We start from the raw sequence: 16228 nt of genomic DNA on the forward strand, positions 1-16228 counted from the left end.
GTGGCAAGACATTCATTATCGCACCGCGAGCAGGCGTCTGCCGCAGGTTCCCGGCGGCCCTGAGCGCGATGCCGGAGCGCCCGCAATGAAGTTTCGCCTGATTCCCGCGCTGCTGATCCTGCTGGTCGTCGTCGTGACGATGCGGCTCGGTTTCTGGCAGCGCGATCGCGCGCATCAGAAGGAAGCGCTCGAGGCGCGCATCACGCAGTTCGAGAACGCGCCCGCGTTGCCGGTCAGCGCGGCGCCGCTCGCGCTGAAGGACGTCGAGTTTCATCGCGTGAAAGCGCGCGGCAGTTTCGTCACGGACAAGGTCGTGTACCTCGATAATCGTCCGTATAACGATCAGCCGGGCTTTTACGTCGTGATGCCATTTAAACTCGCCGACGGCGGTTACGTGCTCGTCAATCGCGGCTGGCTGCCGCGCAACCTGAGCAATCGCGAGACCATCGCGCCGTACACGACGCCGCCGGGCGAGGTCGAGATCGAAGGGATTGCGCGTGCCGACGCGTCGCGCGCGTTCGAGCTCGGCGAGGGTGGATCGGCCGCGCATCGCCTGATCCGGCAGAATCTCGATGTCGGCTCGTACGCCGCGGAGACCGGGCTGCCGCTGCAACCGTTCGTGATCCAGCAGACCGGCGATGCCGGCGACGGCCTGGTGCGCGACTGGCCCGCACCGACCACCGGCGTCGAGCGCAACTACGGCTACATGCTGCAGTGGTGGGGCATGGCCGCCGCCGCGCTCGCCTTCGGTCTGTATGCGGCGCGCCGCGCGGGCAAAAAAAAGCACGCGCCCGGCGCGTGAGGAACGCAAGGCACGGCTCGCCGCCGTCCAAACATTGAAAGAGGTTCTGTAGTGTCGACTCAAACTCCCCGTTCGCCGGAAGCTGGCAAATCCAGCGGCAAACCCGCCGCGGCCAAAGCGATGCCCGGCCAACCGAACGGCCCGGGCTCGTGGCGGCGCGGCCGCTGGGTGCTGCTGCTGCTCGCGGTGATCTGCGCGGCGCCGATCGCGATCTCGTACTTCATGTACTTCGTCGTGAAGCCGACCGGCGGCAGCACGAACTACGGCGCGCTGATCGAGCCGCAACGGCCGATCCCGGACTCGCTCATGGTCACCGGCGCGGACGGCAAGCCGCTGAAGCTCACCTCGCTGCATGGCCGCTGGCTCATGATCTCGGTGGACAACAGCGCGTGCGACCAAGCCTGCGTGACGAAGCTCTACTTCATGCGACAAATCCGCGCAGCTCAGGGGCCGGAACGCGAGCGCGTCATGGAAGTGTGGCTGCGCACCGATGCAGACAAGGTCGCGGACGTGATACAAACCGCCTACCCCAACACCGACATGCTGATCGCCGATCCGGCGCAGGTCGCCGCGTGGCTGCCCGCCGACACCGGCACGCGGATCACCGACCACATCTACCTGGTCGATCCGAACGGCAATCTGATGATGCGGTTTCCGAAAGACGCGAACCCGAGCAAGATCAAAGGCGACCTGACCAAGCTGCTCAAATGGTCGACCATCGGCTGACGCCCCAACCTGGGTAAATGAGATGTTCGTATTGCAACTGGGCCTGATCGGCTTGTGTATCGCGTTGCTGCCGCTGTCCTACGTGTGGGTCAAGGCCGACGACAACAAATTCCGCAAGCTGGTCTGGCTCACCACCTTCCTGACGCTCGATCTCGTGATGTTCGGCGGCTTCACGCGCCTCACCGATTCGGGCCTCGGCTGCCCGGATTGGCCCGGCTGCTACGGCACGTCGTCGCCGTTCATCGCGCACGCGGCGATCTCCGCGGCCTATCAGGCGATGCCGAGCGGCCCCGTCAGCATGACGAAGGCGTGGATCGAAATGATCCATCGCTACTTCGCGATGGCGATCGGCGTGCTGATCATCGCGCAGACGATCATTGCCTGGACGGCGCGTATCAAGCGTCGTCCGCTGCATGTGTCGCCGTGGTGGCCGACTTCGCTGCTGCTGCTGATCGTCGTGCAGGGCGTGTTCGGCGCGTGGACCGTGACCATGAGGCTGCAGCCGATCATCGTGACCACGCATCTGCTGCTCGGCCTGGCGCTGCTCGGCACGCTCGGCTGGCTCGCGGCGCGCTTGACGCCGCTGCCGGCGTACGAGCCCGAGGCCGCGCGCTGGCGCGTGGCCGCGCTCGCGGGTCTCGCGCTGCTGGTACTGCAAATCGCGCTCGGTGGCTGGGTCAGCACGAACTACGCGGTGCTCGCGTGCACCGACTTCCCGACCTGCAACGGCCAATGGATTCCGCCGATGGACTTCGCGCACGGCTTCCACCTCTGGCGCGCGCTCGGCATGACCGGCGACGGCGACATGATTACGCAGGATGCGCTGGTCGCGATTCACTGGACGCATCGCACGTTCGCGTTCGCTGTGATCGCCTATCTGGTGTGGTTCGCGTTGAAGATGCGCCGCTTCGAGTCACTGCGGCGACCCGCCAACGGCGTGCTGCTGGTGGTGCTGATCCAGTTCGTCACCGGCTTGTCGAATATCGTGCTGCAATGGCCGTTACCGATTGCGGTCGCCCATAACGGCGGGGCCGCGATCCTGCTGCTGCTGCTCGTTATGTTAAACTTTCGGATCGCTTATAGCCGTCCCGGCCGCGCCGCGCTCCCTGCGCGCGAAGCCGCGCCAGCGTGACTCACATGGACAGCACAACACTCTCCCAAACGCCCGGCAGCCGGGTCTCCCAATATCTCGCACTGACCAAGCCGCGTGTTACGCAGCTTGCGGTGTTCTGCGCGGTCATCGGCATGTTCCTGTCGACGCCGGGCATGGTGCCATGGACCGTACTGATCGGCGGCACGGTCGGCATCTGGCTGCTGGCCGGCGCCGCGTTCGCGATCAACTGCCTCGTCGAGCAGCAGATCGACGCCAAAATGCGCCGCACGTCGTGGCGTCCGTCCGCGCGCGGCGAAATCACCACCCCGCAGATCCTGCTGTTCTCGGCCGTGCTCGGCGGCCTCGGCATGTGGACGCTGTACACGTTCGCCAATGCGCTGACCATGTGGCTCACGCTCGCCACGTTCGTCGGTTATGCGGTTATCTATACGCTGCTGCTGAAGCCAGCCACGCCGCAGAACATCGTGATCGGCGGCGCGTCGGGCGCGATGCCGCCCGCGCTCGGCTGGGCCGCGGTAACGGGCCACGTGCCCGCCGACGCGTGGATCCTCGTGCTGATCATCTTCGTGTGGACCCCGCCGCATTTCTGGGCGCTCGCGCTGTATCGCCGCAAGGACTACGAAAACGCCGGCCTGCCGATGCTGCCGAACACGCACGGCGAAAAGTACACGCGCCTGCATATCCTTCTCTACACGATCATCCTGTTCGCGGTCACGCTGATGCCGTTCATCTCCGGCATGAGCGGCGTCGTGTATCTCGCGTCGGCGGTGCTGCTCGGCGCCGTGTTTCTCGCTTATGCGTGGAAGATCTACCGGGAGTATTCGGACGAGCTCGCGCGCAAAACCTTCCGTTATTCGATCGTCTATCTGTCGCTGCTGTTCGCCGCGCTGCTGATCGACCACTACGCCCGCGTCGTGATAGGCGCGTAACACCATGCTCAACGATCGCTTTGCGCGCATTGCGCGCGCCGCTGTGATGGCTTGCACGCTCGGCGCGACGCTGGGCGGCACACTGCTGATGACGGGTTGCGGGAAGCAGCCGCCGGCTTTTACGAATCTCGACATCACCGGCAATACGCAATTCGCCAGCGATTTCTCGTTGCCCGACACGTCCGGCAAGATCCGCACGCTTGCCGACTACAAAGGCAAGGTCGTCGTGCTGTTCTTCGGCTATACACATTGCCCGGACGTCTGCCCGACGACGATGGCCGAGCTGTCACAGGCGTTGCAGCAACTCGGTCCGGAGGACGCGAAGCGCGTGCAGGTGCTGTTCGTCACCGTCGACCTTGAGCGCGATACGCCGCAGTTGCTCGCGCAATACGTGCCGGCGTTCAATCCGAGCTTCGTGGGCTTGCGTCCCGCCAGCGAAGAACAGCTCGCGAAGGTCGCGAAAGACTTCCGCGTGTACTACGCGAAGGTCCCGGGCAAGACGCCCGACAGCTACACGATGGACCACACGGCCGCGAGCTATGTGTTCGACACGGACGGCAAGCTGCGTCTGTTCGCGCGCGATGGCCAAGGCGCGACACCATGGGTGCATGACCTCAAGCTGCTGCTTGATTGACGCGCATCGCAGGCGGCTTTTTAAAGCGGCGCCGCTCACGCCTCCCCGCATCCCTCCCCTCTTCGCCACTCGCGCTCAGACCGGAATCGGCAAATTCAGCCCCGGCGCGAGACGCGTCGTCTTGAACTCCGTCACCTCGTAGCGCGCGAGCTGTTGCAGGGCGAACGGATCGCTCGCGAGAATGCGATCCAGCCTGTCGCGCTCGATACGAACCGCGAGGATGATGCCGCCGTCGCGCGGCACTTTCGGCCCGGCCGCGACGAAGATGCCCGCGTCGAACTGCTCCGCGAGAAACGCGCGATGCGCGTCGAGCGCGTCGTCGATACGATCGAGCGGGGCGGTGTAGATCAGGTTGATCATGTACATGGTCGTTCTCAGGGGCGGGTGAGTGGGCCGTGCGCGGCTACGGCTCTGGATTATCGGTCAGCCGTAGGTTTTGCGTTGCGCTAGCCATTGCGCTTGCGCTCCGCATAACCATATGCGGTAAGGGTATTTCCCAGCTTGCCGCCCATATGAAAGAATTTTGGGCTTGGCCGACGGCGCGCCAGCACGAACCGGAGCGCCGCCCATTTCATCCGACTCCGACATCGATCGGAGCCATCGACTCAAACGTCGAACCGCAACAGCGAGAATCACATGCAGCGCAGAAATATCCTCAAAGCCCTCACCGCAGTCGTCGCCGGTGCGGCGATCCTGACCAGCTTCGGCGCGCACGCCGACGACAAGGTCATCAAGGTCGGCACGATCGGCGGCCCGGACGCGCAGATCTGGGAAGTCGTCACCAAGGTCGCGAAGCGCGAAGGCCTGAACGTGAAGGTCGTCGAGTTCAACGACTACATCCAGCCGAACGCCGCGCTCGACGCGGGCGACCTCGACGCCAACAGCTTCCAGCACCAGCCGTACCTCGATAGCCAGATCAAGCAGCGCGGCTACAAGCTCGTCAACGCAGGCCTCACGTACATCTCGCCGCTCGGCGCGTACTCGAAGAAGCTGAAGTCGTTGAAGGACCTGCCGCAGGGCGCGAAGGTCGCGGTGCCGAACGATCCGTCGAACGAAAATCGCGCGCTGCTGTTGTTGCAGGCGCAAGGGCTGATCAAGCTGAAGGACGGCGCGGCCACAGGCGGCAACAACGCGACGCCGCTCGATGTCGTCGACAATCCGAAGAAGATCAGGTTCGTCGAGCTCGACGCCGCGCAACTGCCGCGTTCGCTCGCCGACGTCGACGCTGCCGTCATCAATACGAACTTCGCGCTGGCCGCCGGCCTGCAGCCAACCAAGGACGCGATCGCGCTCGAAGACATCCACAGCCCGAACGCGAACCTGATCGCCGTGCGCGCGAAGGACAAGGATCAGCCATGGGTGAAGAAGCTGGTCGCGGCGTATCAGTCGGAAGACGTGCGCCAGTTCATCATGACGCAGTTCAAGGGTTCGATGGTGCCGTCGTTCTAAGCGACGCGTTCAGCGCGATCGCAAGCGCAGCCGCATGGCATCAGGAAAGGCACGCGCCGTACAGGCGCGTGCTTTTTTTATAGCTCCAGCTCCCATCTTTCGATTATCAGATCCTGGCCGAAGCGGCGCTGCGCCGCGCTGCCGGCCAACTCGAACCCAGCGCGCTCGCAAAGCCGCCGTGGCTCTGCCAATGCGCTCGCGGTGGTCAGCGTGAGCTTCGTGTAGCCCGCGCGCCGCGCGAAGCGCACGCATTCGCTGAGCAATTGCGTGCCGATGCCGAGCTTCCGCACGTCCGGTTCGACCCACAGCAGGCGCACGCCCGCGACCGTCGTCGAGACCCCGACGAGGCAAACCGAGCCGACCACCAGACCCTCCTGTTCGGCGATCCAGCACTTCTTGCGCAGCGGATCGTTGCGCTGCGCGTACTCGGCGACGACGCGCGCGAGCAAGCCCTCGAACGTGTGATCCAAGCCGTACTGCGCGGCGAACCACTGCGCCTGACGATGCACGAGCCAGCCACATTCGCCGGCGCGCGGCTGACGCAGCACCACGAGCTCGTGCTTCGGCTTGTCGCCGAGCAGGCGCTCGATCAGCTTCATCGCGGCGATCAACTGCTCCTGCGATAGCGCGCTGAGTCTGTCGAGCAGGCCGAGTGCTTCGTGGATGGCGGCGGCGTCGAGCGGCGCGTAGATCGCGTGGCCGTGCTCGGTGAGCGCGATCAGCGACTGGCGTGCGTCGGTGTCGGACGGACGGCGGGTGATCAGCTTGCGTCGCTCGAAACTGCTCAGCAGGCGGCTCAGATAGCCGCTATCGAGCCCGAGCGCGCGCCCGAGCTCCGACGCGGTCTGCGCGCGGGCGCATGATAGCTCGTGTAGCACGCGCACTTCCGTCAGCGAGAACCCGCTTCGAGCCAGATGCTCGTGCAGGGCACCGATGCATTGGGTATAGAAGCGATTGAAATGGCGGACGGCCTGAGCGCGCCGCAGCGCCTCGGAATCTGTCAAGGGCGGCTCCCCGGGACTTTTTATGGTCGGTACAGCGCACTATATCGGCACGACCCTTATTTACAAAGCCACTCCACCCCCGCGAGACACCAACTGGTATTAAATAGGTATTGATTATTTGGGCTGTTGACACCACCAGGAGCCGATAACGACTCGCTGGTATCGTCAAATGCGTGCGATGCGGGAAAGTCCCTGGTCTGCCAATCCCTCCGACGGAGCCCTTGAATCCCGCTGTGATCCCCACTCAGCAAGGCTTTCCGGCGATCCGGGCCGGCATGGAACCAGTCCGTTGACTGGTATTATGTTGGTTATATAATGGGCTCTCAATTTTCCGGGCTGTACTGCTCACGGCGTCCCTGGAGCCCCATGGAAACTCGCTGGTCCGCATTGATGCCTGACGTGCGCAACGTCACGCCGCTCTACCTGCAGCTCGCGCGCAACCTGGCGACGGCGATCCATTGCGGCGTCTGGTCGGCCGGCGAGGCGCTGCCTTCCGAGCGTACGCTGTCCGACGCGATCGGCGTGTCGCGCGTCACCGCGCGCAAGGCGATCGAACTGCTGGTCGAGCAGGGGCTGATCCGGCGCTCGCGCGGCGCGGGCAGCTTCATCACGCCGCGCGTCGAAGATCCGCTGTCGCGTCTCACCGGCTTCACGAAGAAGATGCAGCAGCGCGGTTTCCGGCCCGATTCGGTCTGGCTCGAACGCGACGTGCGCGCCGCCAATCGCGACGAGCTGCTGCGCCTCGGCTTGTCACCCGGCGCGGCCGTCACGAGCCTGCGGCGGCTGCGGCGCGCGGACGGCATCGTGATGGCGGTCGAACATTCGGCGCTGCCGGTCGCGATCGTGCCTGATCCGCTGGTGATCGGCGACTCGCTGTACAGCTATCTCGAGCAGCGCGGCGCGGCGGTCGTGCGCGCGTTGCAGCACTTCCGCGCGGTCAACGCGTCGAGCGAAATCGCCGCGCTGATGGACATCGAACCGCGCACCGCGCTGCTGGTCATCACCCGGATCGGCTACTGCGCGGATCAACGCGCGATCGAGCTGACCGACACCTATTGCCGCGACGACTATTACGACTTCGTCGCTGAATTGCGCACCTGAGCTGCGCGGCCCTCGCAGGCCGCAAGTCCGGCGGACGCCATTTGCCGCATACGTATCACGCACCAGAGAGACTCATGCTGACCGGAAACATACTCACCACCGAAGGGTGGATCCACGGCACGCTCGAATACGAAAACGGCCGCATCACGACGCTGTCCGGCGAGCGCGTCGATCCGACGACGAACGACGCACCGTACATCCTGCCCGGCTTCATCGATCTGCACGTGCATGGCGGTGGCGGCGCCGACGTGATGGAAGCTGGCGACGCGATCGAAACGATCACCCGCACGCATGCGCGCTACGGCACCACGAGCCTGCTCGCAACGACCATGACCGCGCCGCGCGACGAGCTGATGAACGTCGTCGCCGGGCTCGGCAACGTCACGCGGGTGCGCACGCCGGGTTGCGCGCGCGTGCTCGGCGTGCATCTGGAAGGACCGTACATCAACCCCGGCAAGCTCGGCGCGCAGCCCGACGCGGCGGTATCGGCGGTGTTGGACGAGGTGCTCAGGTATCTGTCGATCGCGCCGATCCGCGTCGTCACGCTGGCGCCCGAGATCGCCGGCCACATGGAGATCATCTCGGAGATGGCGGCGCGCGGCGTACGCGTGCAGCTCGGCCATTCGCTCGGCACCTACGACGACGCGGTCGCCGCGCTCAAGCACGGCGCGTGCGGCTTCACGCATCTGTTCAACGCGATGTCGCCGCTGCATCACCGCAACCCTGGCCTCGTCGGCGCTGCGCTTGCGCACGCCGAATACGCCGAAATCATTCCCGACCTGCTGCACGTGCATCCGGGGGCGATCCGCACCGCGCTGCGCGCGATTCCGCGCCTGTATGTGGTGACGGACAGCACGTCGGCCACCGGCATGCCCGACGGCGAATACCGCCTCGGCAGCCAGCACGTAACCAAGTGCCTCGGCGGCGTACGTCTGGCCGACGGCACGCTCGCGGGCAGCACGCTGACGATGGATCAGGCGCTGCGCAATCTCGTCTCGATCGGCCTGCCGATCGCCGATGTATCCCACCGTTTGTCACGCTACGCCGCCGACTATCTCGGCATCGAGGACCGCGGCCGCATCGCGCGCGGTGCGTGGGCCGACGTGGTCGTATTCGACCGCGAGCTGGCGCTGAGCGCGACCTACGTCGAAGGAGAAGCCATTGTCGAATATGCTTAAGGAAGCGCTCGCGTCCGCCGCAACAGTAGCCGAGCAGCTCAAGGACACCTCGCGCGTCGCGGCGCTCGCCGCGAAGCTCGCGCAACAGCCGCGCCATGTCGCGCTGACCGTCGCGCGCGGCAGCTCGGACCATGCCGCCAGCTACTTTGCATCCCTGACGATGAGCCGCCTCGGCGTGCCGGTCGCGTCGCTGCCGATGTCGGTCGCGACGCTGCAGCAGGCGCCGCTGCAGGTGCGCGACCAGCTTGCGCTCGCGTTTTCGCAATCGGGCAAGAGCCCCGACCTCGTCGGCACGATGAACGCGTTGCGCGCGGCCGGCGCATTGACGGTCGCCGCCGTGAACGCACCGAGCTCGCCGCTCGCCGACGCGTGCGAATGGCATCTGCCGCTCGTAGCCGGTCCCGAGCTGAGCGTCGCGGCGACCAAGAGCTACATCGCCATGCTGTCGATCTCCGCGCAGCTGGTTGCGCATTGGCAGAACGACGCCGAGTTGCTCGATGGACTGAATACGCTGCCCGACGCGCTGGAACGCGCGGGCCGGCTCGACTGGTCGATGGCCGTGAACGAGTTGCGCGGTATCGAACGGATGATCGTGATTGGCCGCGGTCTTGGCCTCGCGATCGCGCAGGAAGCCGCGCTGAAGCTGAAGGAAACTTCCGGCATCCAGGCCGAAGCGTTTTCGAGCGCGGAAGTGCGTCATGGTCCGATGGAGCTGATCGACCGCGACTATCCGCTGCTCGTGTTCGCGCCGCGTGGCCCGGAGCAGGCGGGTCTGCTGCAGCTCGCGCACGACATGAGCGCGCGCGGCGCGCGCGTGCTGCTCGCGGCGCCCGATGACGTCGCGCAAGCCTCGCTGCCGCTCGTCGCCACCGCACACGCGGCGCTCGATCCGATCGCCGCCATCCTGTCCTTTTACGTGATGGCCGCGGATCTTGCCGCCGCGCGCGGGCGCAATCCCGACGCGCCTCGCCATCTCAACAAAGTCACCGAAACTCACTGACGAGAATGACGATGCGACGTGTCGAGAAGTCCAATCTGATGAGCCATTCCGAGAATCACATTGTTTTGCTTGCACCGCTGACCGGACCGGTCGTGCCGCTCGCGAAGGTGCCGGACCCGGTGTTTTCGGGCGGCATGTTCGGCGACGGCATCGGCGTCGATCCGCTCGAGGGTCGGCTCGTCGCGCCATGCGACGGCGTCGTCACGCATCTCGCGCGCACCGGCCACGCGGTAACGCTCGAGAGCGCCGAGGGCGCGCAGATTCTGCTGCATATCGGTATCGACACCGTCGGACTGAACGGCAAGGGTTTTGCGCCGATGGTCGAGCAGGGCGCGCAGGTGCGCGCCGGTGACGTGCTGATCGAGTTCGATCTGGATCAGATCGCGCTGAATGCGCCGAGCCTCGTCTCGGTGATCGCGATTGCGAATTCGGATGCGTTCGAGGTCATCGAGCGGGCGCCGAACGGGCATGTCAAGGCCGGCGAAACGACGCTGCTGGTGCTGCGCGCGCGCGAGGGCGTCAGCCACGACGCGGTGCGCGAGGCGAGCGCCGCGCAGGTGATGGACGAAGCGCGCCGGCAGATCACGCTGACGCATGCGGGCGGCCTGCATGCGCGGCCCGCGGCGCGGGCGCGCGAAGCGGCGCGCCGCTTCGACGCACGGGTCGAGGTGCGCTACGACGGGCGCAAGGCGTCGATCGAAAGCGTGGTGGGTTTGCTTGGACTCGGTGCCGGCGAAGGCGCAAGCGTCGAGTTGCTCGGCGTCGGTCCGCACGCGCAGGCGGCGGTCGATGCAATCGCTGACGAACTGACGCGCGAAGCGCACGGCGAGGTCGAACCGAAGCGCGAACAGAAAGCGGCGCGGCCAGCGGCAGTCGTTGCGGCGCCCGCCGCGGGCGAGCCGCTCCCGCCGAACACGCTCGCGGGCGTGTGCGCCGCGCCGGGCATCGCGCTCGGCAAGCTGGTGCGCTGGGACGACGCGGATCTCGAGCCGCCGGAACAGGCGAGCGGCACGTCGGCGGCGGAAAGCCGTCTGCTCGACAAGGCGATCGCGACCGTCGACGCCGATCTCGACACGATCGTGCGCGATGCGTCGCAACGCGGCTCGGTCGGCGAGGCTGGGATTTTCGCGGTGCATCGCGTGCTGCTCGAAGATCCGACACTGCTCGACGCCGCGCGCGATCTGATCAGCCTCGGCAAGAGCGCCGGTTTTGCGTGGCGTGAAGCGATCCGCGCGCAAGTAGGCATCCTGAGTAATGTGGAGGACGCACTGCTCGCCGAGCGGGCCGCCGATCTGCGCGACATCGAAAAGCGCGTGCAGCGCGCGCTCGGCTACACGAGCAGCGCGGCTCGCACCCTGCCGGACGAGGCGGTGCTCGCGGCCGACGAATTCACGCCGTCGGATCTGTCGTCGCTCGATCGCACGCGCGTGACCGCGCTCGTGATGGCACGCGGCGGCGCGACCTCGCACGCGGCGATTCTCGCGCGTCAGGCGGGCATTCCGGCGCTGGTCGCGCTCGGCGACGCGTTGCATGCGATACCCGAGGGCACTCAGGTGGTGGTGAACGCGAGCACCGGCCGGCTCGAATTCGCGCCGACCGAACTCGACGTCGAACGCGCGCGACGCGAACGCAGCCGCCTCGCCGACGTGCGCGAAGCGAATCGCCGCACCTCGCAGCAGGCAGCGGCGACCGCCGACGGCCGCGCGATCGAAGTGGCCGCCAACATCGCCACACTCGACGACGCGAACGCCGCGGTCGACAACGGCGCGGACGCGGTCGGCCTGCTGCGCACCGAGCTGCTGTTCATCCACCGCCCGGCCGCGCCGAGCGCGGACGAGCATCGCCACAGCTATCAGGCGATCGTCGATGCGTTGCGCGGCCGCGCCGCGATCATCCGCACGCTCGACGTCGGCGCGGACAAGGAAGTCGATTATCTGACGCTGCCGCCCGAGCCGAACCCCGCACTTGGCCTGCGCGGCGTGCGCCTCGCGCAGGTGCGCCCCGATCTGCTCGACGACCAGTTGCGTGGCCTGCTCGCGGTGCGTCCGGTCGGCGCCGTGCGCATCCTGCTGCCGATGGTCACCGATGCGGGCGAACTGATCCGCATCCGCAAGCGTATCGACGAGCTTGCACGCGAAGCGGGTAGATCGGAGCCGGTCGAAGTTGGCGCGATGATCGAAGTGCCGTCGGCTGCATTGCTCGCCGATCAGCTCGCGCAGCACGCCGATTTCCTGTCGATCGGCACCAACGACCTGACCCAATACACGCTCGCGATGGACCGCTGCCAGCCCGATCTCGCGGCGCAGGCGGACGGCCTGCATCCGGCGGTGCTGCGCCTGATCGCGGCGACCGTCGAAGGTGCCGCGAAGCACGGCAAATGGGTCGGCGTGTGCGGCGCGCTCGCCGGCGACCCGCTCGCGATGCCGCTGCTGGTGGGCCTCGGTGTGACCGAGCTGTCGGTCGATCCGGTCTCCGTGCCAGGCATCAAGGCCCGCGTGCGCACGCTCGACTATCAGCTGTGTCGCCAGCGCGCCCGCGATGCGCTAGCGCTCGACTCGGCGCAGGCGGTCAGAGCCGCAAGCCGCGCCACGTGGCCCCTCGATTGAAACACTAGGGTCTGTTTACATATGGAACGCACGTGCGAATGCCCGCTATCGGCCGTCTCCCAAGGGGACTTCCTTCGGGGCGCAGGGCAAGGAGTAAGGAGCGCTGCGTGGCCGCGCCACGTGAGCGACGCACGACGCCGCCATGCGGCCGATAGCGGGCATTCCCCTGGAATGAAATTCAGAACTGGGGTTGCCGCGAGAAGGGCCGCTCGCTGCGTCATGCTCCTTGCGAATACGTCGAGTATTCGCGGCGTCGCAATCCTTGCGAGCGGCCCTTCTCGCGGCAACGCACGTGCGTTCCATATGTAAACAGACCCTAGCGAATTTGAGAACCCGCACGCCGTGCGCCCGGCAGCACGTCTGCCTTCACGCGCGGCGCGATTCTCCGTATAGCTGCACCACTCAACCAAGACCTACCCCTACGAGACAAAATTGGAGATACCGATGGATGGAAATCCGTTTCTGAAGATTCAGCGCCTGGGACGCGCGCTGATGCTGCCGATCGCGGTGCTACCGGTGGCCGGCCTGTTGCTGCGGCTCGGCCAGCCCGACGTGTTCAACATCAAGATGATCGCCGATGCGGGCGGCGCGATCTTCGACAACCTGCCGCTCCTGTTCGCGATCGGCGTGGCGGTCGGCTTCGCGAAAGACAACAACGGCGTCGCGGGTCTGGCTGGCGCGATCGGCTATCTGGTGCAGATCGCGGTGATGAAGGACATCAACGACAAGCTCAACATGGGCGTGCTGTCGGGGATCATCGCGGGCATCGTCGCGGGGCTGCTGTACAACCGCTACAAGGACATCAAGCTGCCCGACTACCTGGCGTTCTTCGGTGGCAAACGCTTCGTGCCGATCGTGACAGGGGTGGTCTGCGTGGTGCTAGGCATCGTATTCGGGCATGTGTGGGAGCCGGTGCAGAACGCGATCGACGTGGCCGGCCACTGGCTCACGACGGCCGGCGCGCTCGGCGCCTTCGTGTTCGGCGTGCTGAACCGGCTGCTGCTCGTCACGGGCTTGCATCACATCCTCAACTCGCTGACGTGGTTCGTGTTCGGCACCTTCACGCCGGCGGGCGGTGCGCCCGTCACGGGCGACCTGCACCGCTTCTTCGCTGGCGATCCGACCGCGGGCACCTTCATGACCGGCTTCTTCCCGGTGATGATGTTCGGCCTGCCGGCCGCATGTCTCGCGATGTATCACGAGGCGCCGAAAGAGCGTCGCGCGATGGTGTTCGGCCTGCTGTTCTCGATGGCGCTCACGTCGTTCCTGACCGGTGTGACCGAGCCGATCGAGTTCAGCTTCATGTTCCTCGCGCCGGTGCTGTATGCAATCCACGCGCTGCTGACGGGTCTGTCGCTCGCGATCTGCTCGGCGCTCGGGATTCACCTCGGCTTCACGTTCTCGGCGGGCTTCATCGACTACGTGCTGAACTTCGGTCTGTCGACGAAGGGCTGGTGGGCGATTCCGCTCGGCATCGTGTACTCGGTCGTGTACTACGGTCTGTTCCGCTTCTTCATCCGTAAGTTCAACATGGCGACGCCGGGCCGTGAGCCCGCCGCTGCCGACGAGCAGGTCGAGTCGTTCGCGGCGGGCGGTTTCGTCGCGCCGGCGGCTGGTGCGGCCGTGCCGCGTGCGCAGCGCTATATCGCGGCGCTCGGTGGCGCGGCGAATCTGTCGGTCGTGGATGCGTGCACGACGCGTCTGCGTCTGTCTGTCGTCGATACGGACAAGGTCTCCGAAAGCGAACTGAAGTCGAGCGGTGCGCGCGGTGTGCTCAAGCGCGGCACGAACAACGTGCAGGTGATCATCGGACCGGAGGCGGACATCATCGCCGATGAGATGCGTACGGCGATCGCGCAGGGTCAGGGCGACGCGGTGAAGGTGGCGGGTGTTGCTGTATCGGCGCCGGCTGCTGCCGCGGCGGCTACCGCTGCCGCGCCGGTCGCGCGAAACGCTGGGCACGCCGATGACGCGCAAGGCGGTCCGCTCGATCCCGATCCGCTGCGCTGGCTCGCCGTGCTCGGCGGCGTGGGCAACGTGATGTCGCTCGATGCGGTCGCGGCGACGCGTCTGCGGGTAGTCGTGCGCGATCCGTCGGCGGTCGATCGTCAGCGCCTCGCGACGCTCGATACCGCGTGGGTGTCGACCGACACGTTCCATATCGTCGTCGGCGAGGCCGCGCAGCGCTATGCGCAGAAGCTGGCCGAGCGCCTGTCGTCGCAAGGCGGCGGCGCGGGCGCGGCGCCGGTGCCGGCGTGATCGGTTGATGGCTGTCGAGCGCTGTTGAGTTGCACGGCGCTCGCAGCACGCCAATAAAAAAGCGGCACCTGGTCCCAAGGTGCCGCTTTCGCGTTTACGACCAGTCCCTAGCGAATCCCCCGCTTTACCGAGCGCGCCACCTCGCGCGATTCGAGCCACATCACATTGACGACACCGAACGCCAGCGCGACGCCAACGCCGAGAATCCAGCTGAAATACCACATCGCCAACTCCTGTTTTCTGTTGAAGCGTCGTGCCGGTCAATACATCGAATGGTGGTTTTCCTTGATTGCCGCGGCGGTCACCTTGCCGCGCATCACGCGATACACCCAGCCCGTATAGAGCAGGATGATCGGCAGGAACACGATGACGGCGAACAGCATGATCTCGAGCGTCAGGCGGCTCGACGTCGAATCCCACATGGTCAGGCTGCTGCGGCCGTCGAGTGACGATGGCATGATGAACGGGAACATCGAGAAGCCCGCGGTCAAGATCACGCCGACGATCATCAACGACGTCGACAGAAACGCCGTCGCCTCGAAGCGCGAACGCGCGAGCAGCACCGCGAGCACCCCGCCGAGGAGACCCGCGAGCGGCGCAACCGCCATCCACGGGTAGAGCGCGTAGTTGTTCAGCCACAAACCCGGCGCGCCGATCACGGTCTTCATCAACGGATTGGAGACGGCGTCGAGCGGCGGCGAGTCGACGATCTGATAGCCGCCGATCATCGTCGCGACGAGCGCACCCGCGACAAGAAACAACACCACCGTGCACAGCGCCGCGAGCCGCAGCGCCTTCGACGCGCGCTCGTGAACCACCCCATCGGTCTTCCACTTGACGAACGCGGCGCCGTGCGCGGCTAGCATCGACACGCTGACGAGTCCCGTCAGCAGCGCGAACGGATTGAGCAGGCCGAAGAAGCTGCCGTGATAGGTGACGCGCAGATCGGTATCGAACGAGAACGGCACGCCTTGCAGCAGATTGCCGAACGCGACACCGAACACCAGCGCCGGCACGAAGCCGCCGATAAAGAGGCCCCAGTCCCACGCGTTGCGCCAGCGCGGATCCTCGCGCTTGCCGCGATAGTCGAAGCCGACCGGACGGAAGAACAACGCGAACAGCACGAGCAGCATCGCGAAGTAGAATCCCGAGAAGGATGCCGCGTAGGCGAGCGGCCACGCGGCGAACATCGCGGCGGCCGCGGTCACGAACCAGACCTGGTTGCCTTCCCACGTCGCGCCGACCGTGTTCACGACGATGCGTCGCTCGGAGTCGGTGTTGGCGATGAACGGCAGCAGGATCGCCGCGCCCATGTCGAAGCCGTCGGTGAGCGCGAAGACGATCAGCAGTACACCTATCAACACCCACCAGATCAGTCTGAGAGCTGCGTAGTCCATATGGGTTTCTCCTCCGGGGCGGTGCAGCG

At 66.1% G+C, this 16228-nt stretch carries 15 protein-coding genes; 11 read left to right on the forward strand and 4 right to left on the reverse strand.

Annotation, left to right across the window (positions count from 1 at the left end):
- Positions 1 to 85: 85 nt before the first annotated feature.
- Genes HWY30_RS22350 through HWY30_RS22370 form a run of 5 tightly spaced genes read left to right on the forward strand, consistent with a single transcriptional unit; the run spans position 86 to position 4205 of the window.
- Positions 86 to 802: an SURF1 family protein gene (locus HWY30_RS22350; RefSeq protein ID WP_090802893.1), complete on the forward strand. Its 717-nt coding sequence runs from the start codon at positions 86 to 88 to the stop codon at positions 800 to 802.
- A gap of 51 nt (positions 803 to 853) precedes the next feature.
- Positions 854 to 1528 (forward strand): SCO family protein, encoded by a 675-nt coding sequence (locus tag HWY30_RS22355; protein ID WP_090802894.1) that lies wholly within the window; start codon positions 854 to 856, stop codon positions 1526 to 1528.
- Between the two features lie 22 nt (positions 1529 to 1550).
- The gene (locus tag HWY30_RS22360) at positions 1551 to 2660 is read left to right on the forward strand and encodes a COX15/CtaA family protein (RefSeq protein WP_090802896.1); all 1110 of its coding nucleotides are present in this window, start codon (positions 1551 to 1553) and stop codon (positions 2658 to 2660) included.
- Positions 2661 to 2665: 5 nt separating this feature from the next.
- The gene (gene cyoE / locus HWY30_RS22365) at positions 2666 to 3571 is read left to right on the forward strand and encodes a heme o synthase (RefSeq protein ID WP_090802898.1); all 906 of its coding nucleotides are present in this window, start codon (positions 2666 to 2668) and stop codon (positions 3569 to 3571) included.
- A 4-nt stretch (positions 3572 to 3575) separates the two neighbouring features.
- On the forward strand, positions 3576 to 4205 hold the full coding sequence (locus tag HWY30_RS22370) for an SCO family protein (protein WP_090802900.1): 630 nt from the start codon (positions 3576 to 3578) through the stop codon (positions 4203 to 4205).
- 75 nt (positions 4206 to 4280) lie between these two features.
- On the opposite strand, the gene HWY30_RS22375 is transcribed toward HWY30_RS22370, so the two are convergent.
- Positions 4281 to 4571 (reverse strand): YciI family protein, encoded by a 291-nt coding sequence (locus HWY30_RS22375; protein ID WP_090802901.1) that lies wholly within the window; start codon positions 4569 to 4571, stop codon positions 4281 to 4283.
- A 270-nt stretch (positions 4572 to 4841) separates the two neighbouring features.
- Here HWY30_RS22375 and HWY30_RS22380 point away from each other — a divergent pair, with 270 nt between their 5' ends.
- Positions 4842 to 5654, forward strand: coding sequence for a MetQ/NlpA family ABC transporter substrate-binding protein (locus HWY30_RS22380; RefSeq protein ID WP_090802903.1), 813 nt, complete (start codon positions 4842 to 4844; stop codon positions 5652 to 5654).
- A 77-nt stretch (positions 5655 to 5731) separates the two neighbouring features.
- On the opposite strand, the gene HWY30_RS22385 is transcribed toward HWY30_RS22380, so the two are convergent.
- Positions 5732 to 6658, reverse strand: coding sequence for a bifunctional helix-turn-helix transcriptional regulator/GNAT family N-acetyltransferase (locus HWY30_RS22385; RefSeq protein ID WP_090802905.1), 927 nt, complete (start codon positions 6656 to 6658; stop codon positions 5732 to 5734).
- Between the two features lie 366 nt (positions 6659 to 7024).
- Between HWY30_RS22385 and HWY30_RS22390 the strand changes: the two genes are divergently transcribed.
- The 5 genes from HWY30_RS22390 to nagE all read left to right on the forward strand — a co-directional run bounded on the left by HWY30_RS22390 (position 7025) and on the right by nagE (position 14802).
- Positions 7025 to 7759 carry a GntR family transcriptional regulator gene (locus tag HWY30_RS22390; protein WP_090802906.1) on the forward strand — a complete coding sequence of 245 codons (735 nt, stop codon included), beginning with the start codon at positions 7025 to 7027 and terminating at the stop codon, positions 7757 to 7759.
- 74 nt (positions 7760 to 7833) lie between these two features.
- Positions 7834 to 8937, forward strand: coding sequence for an N-acetylglucosamine-6-phosphate deacetylase (gene nagA / locus HWY30_RS22395; protein WP_090802908.1), 1104 nt, complete (start codon positions 7834 to 7836; stop codon positions 8935 to 8937).
- Positions 8921 to 9937, forward strand: coding sequence for an SIS domain-containing protein (locus HWY30_RS22400; protein ID WP_090802910.1), 1017 nt, complete (start codon positions 8921 to 8923; stop codon positions 9935 to 9937). The genes nagA and HWY30_RS22400 overlap by 17 nt, the downstream gene beginning before the upstream one ends.
- A gap of 38 nt (positions 9938 to 9975) precedes the next feature.
- Positions 9976 to 12543, forward strand: a complete 2568-nt coding sequence (ptsP, locus tag HWY30_RS22405) for a phosphoenolpyruvate--protein phosphotransferase (RefSeq protein WP_090805572.1) — start codon at positions 9976 to 9978, stop codon at positions 12541 to 12543.
- A gap of 444 nt (positions 12544 to 12987) precedes the next feature.
- Positions 12988 to 14802 (forward strand): N-acetylglucosamine-specific PTS transporter subunit IIBC, encoded by a 1815-nt coding sequence (nagE, locus tag HWY30_RS22410; RefSeq protein WP_090802911.1) that lies wholly within the window; start codon positions 12988 to 12990, stop codon positions 14800 to 14802.
- Between the two features lie 107 nt (positions 14803 to 14909).
- On the opposite strand, the gene cydX is transcribed toward nagE, so the two are convergent.
- On the reverse strand, positions 14910 to 15026 hold the full coding sequence (cydX, locus tag HWY30_RS22415; RefSeq protein ID WP_090802913.1) for a cytochrome bd-I oxidase subunit CydX: 117 nt from the start codon (positions 15024 to 15026) through the stop codon (positions 14910 to 14912).
- Positions 15027 to 15062: 36 nt separating this feature from the next.
- On the reverse strand, positions 15063 to 16199 hold the full coding sequence (gene cydB / locus HWY30_RS22420; protein WP_090802915.1) for a cytochrome d ubiquinol oxidase subunit II: 1137 nt from the start codon (positions 16197 to 16199) through the stop codon (positions 15063 to 15065).
- Positions 16200 to 16228: the final 29 nt, after the last annotated feature.

Source organism: Paraburkholderia tuberum STM678, assembly GCF_902833905.1.
Lineage (GTDB): Bacteria > Pseudomonadota > Gammaproteobacteria > Burkholderiales > Burkholderiaceae > Paraburkholderia > Paraburkholderia tuberum.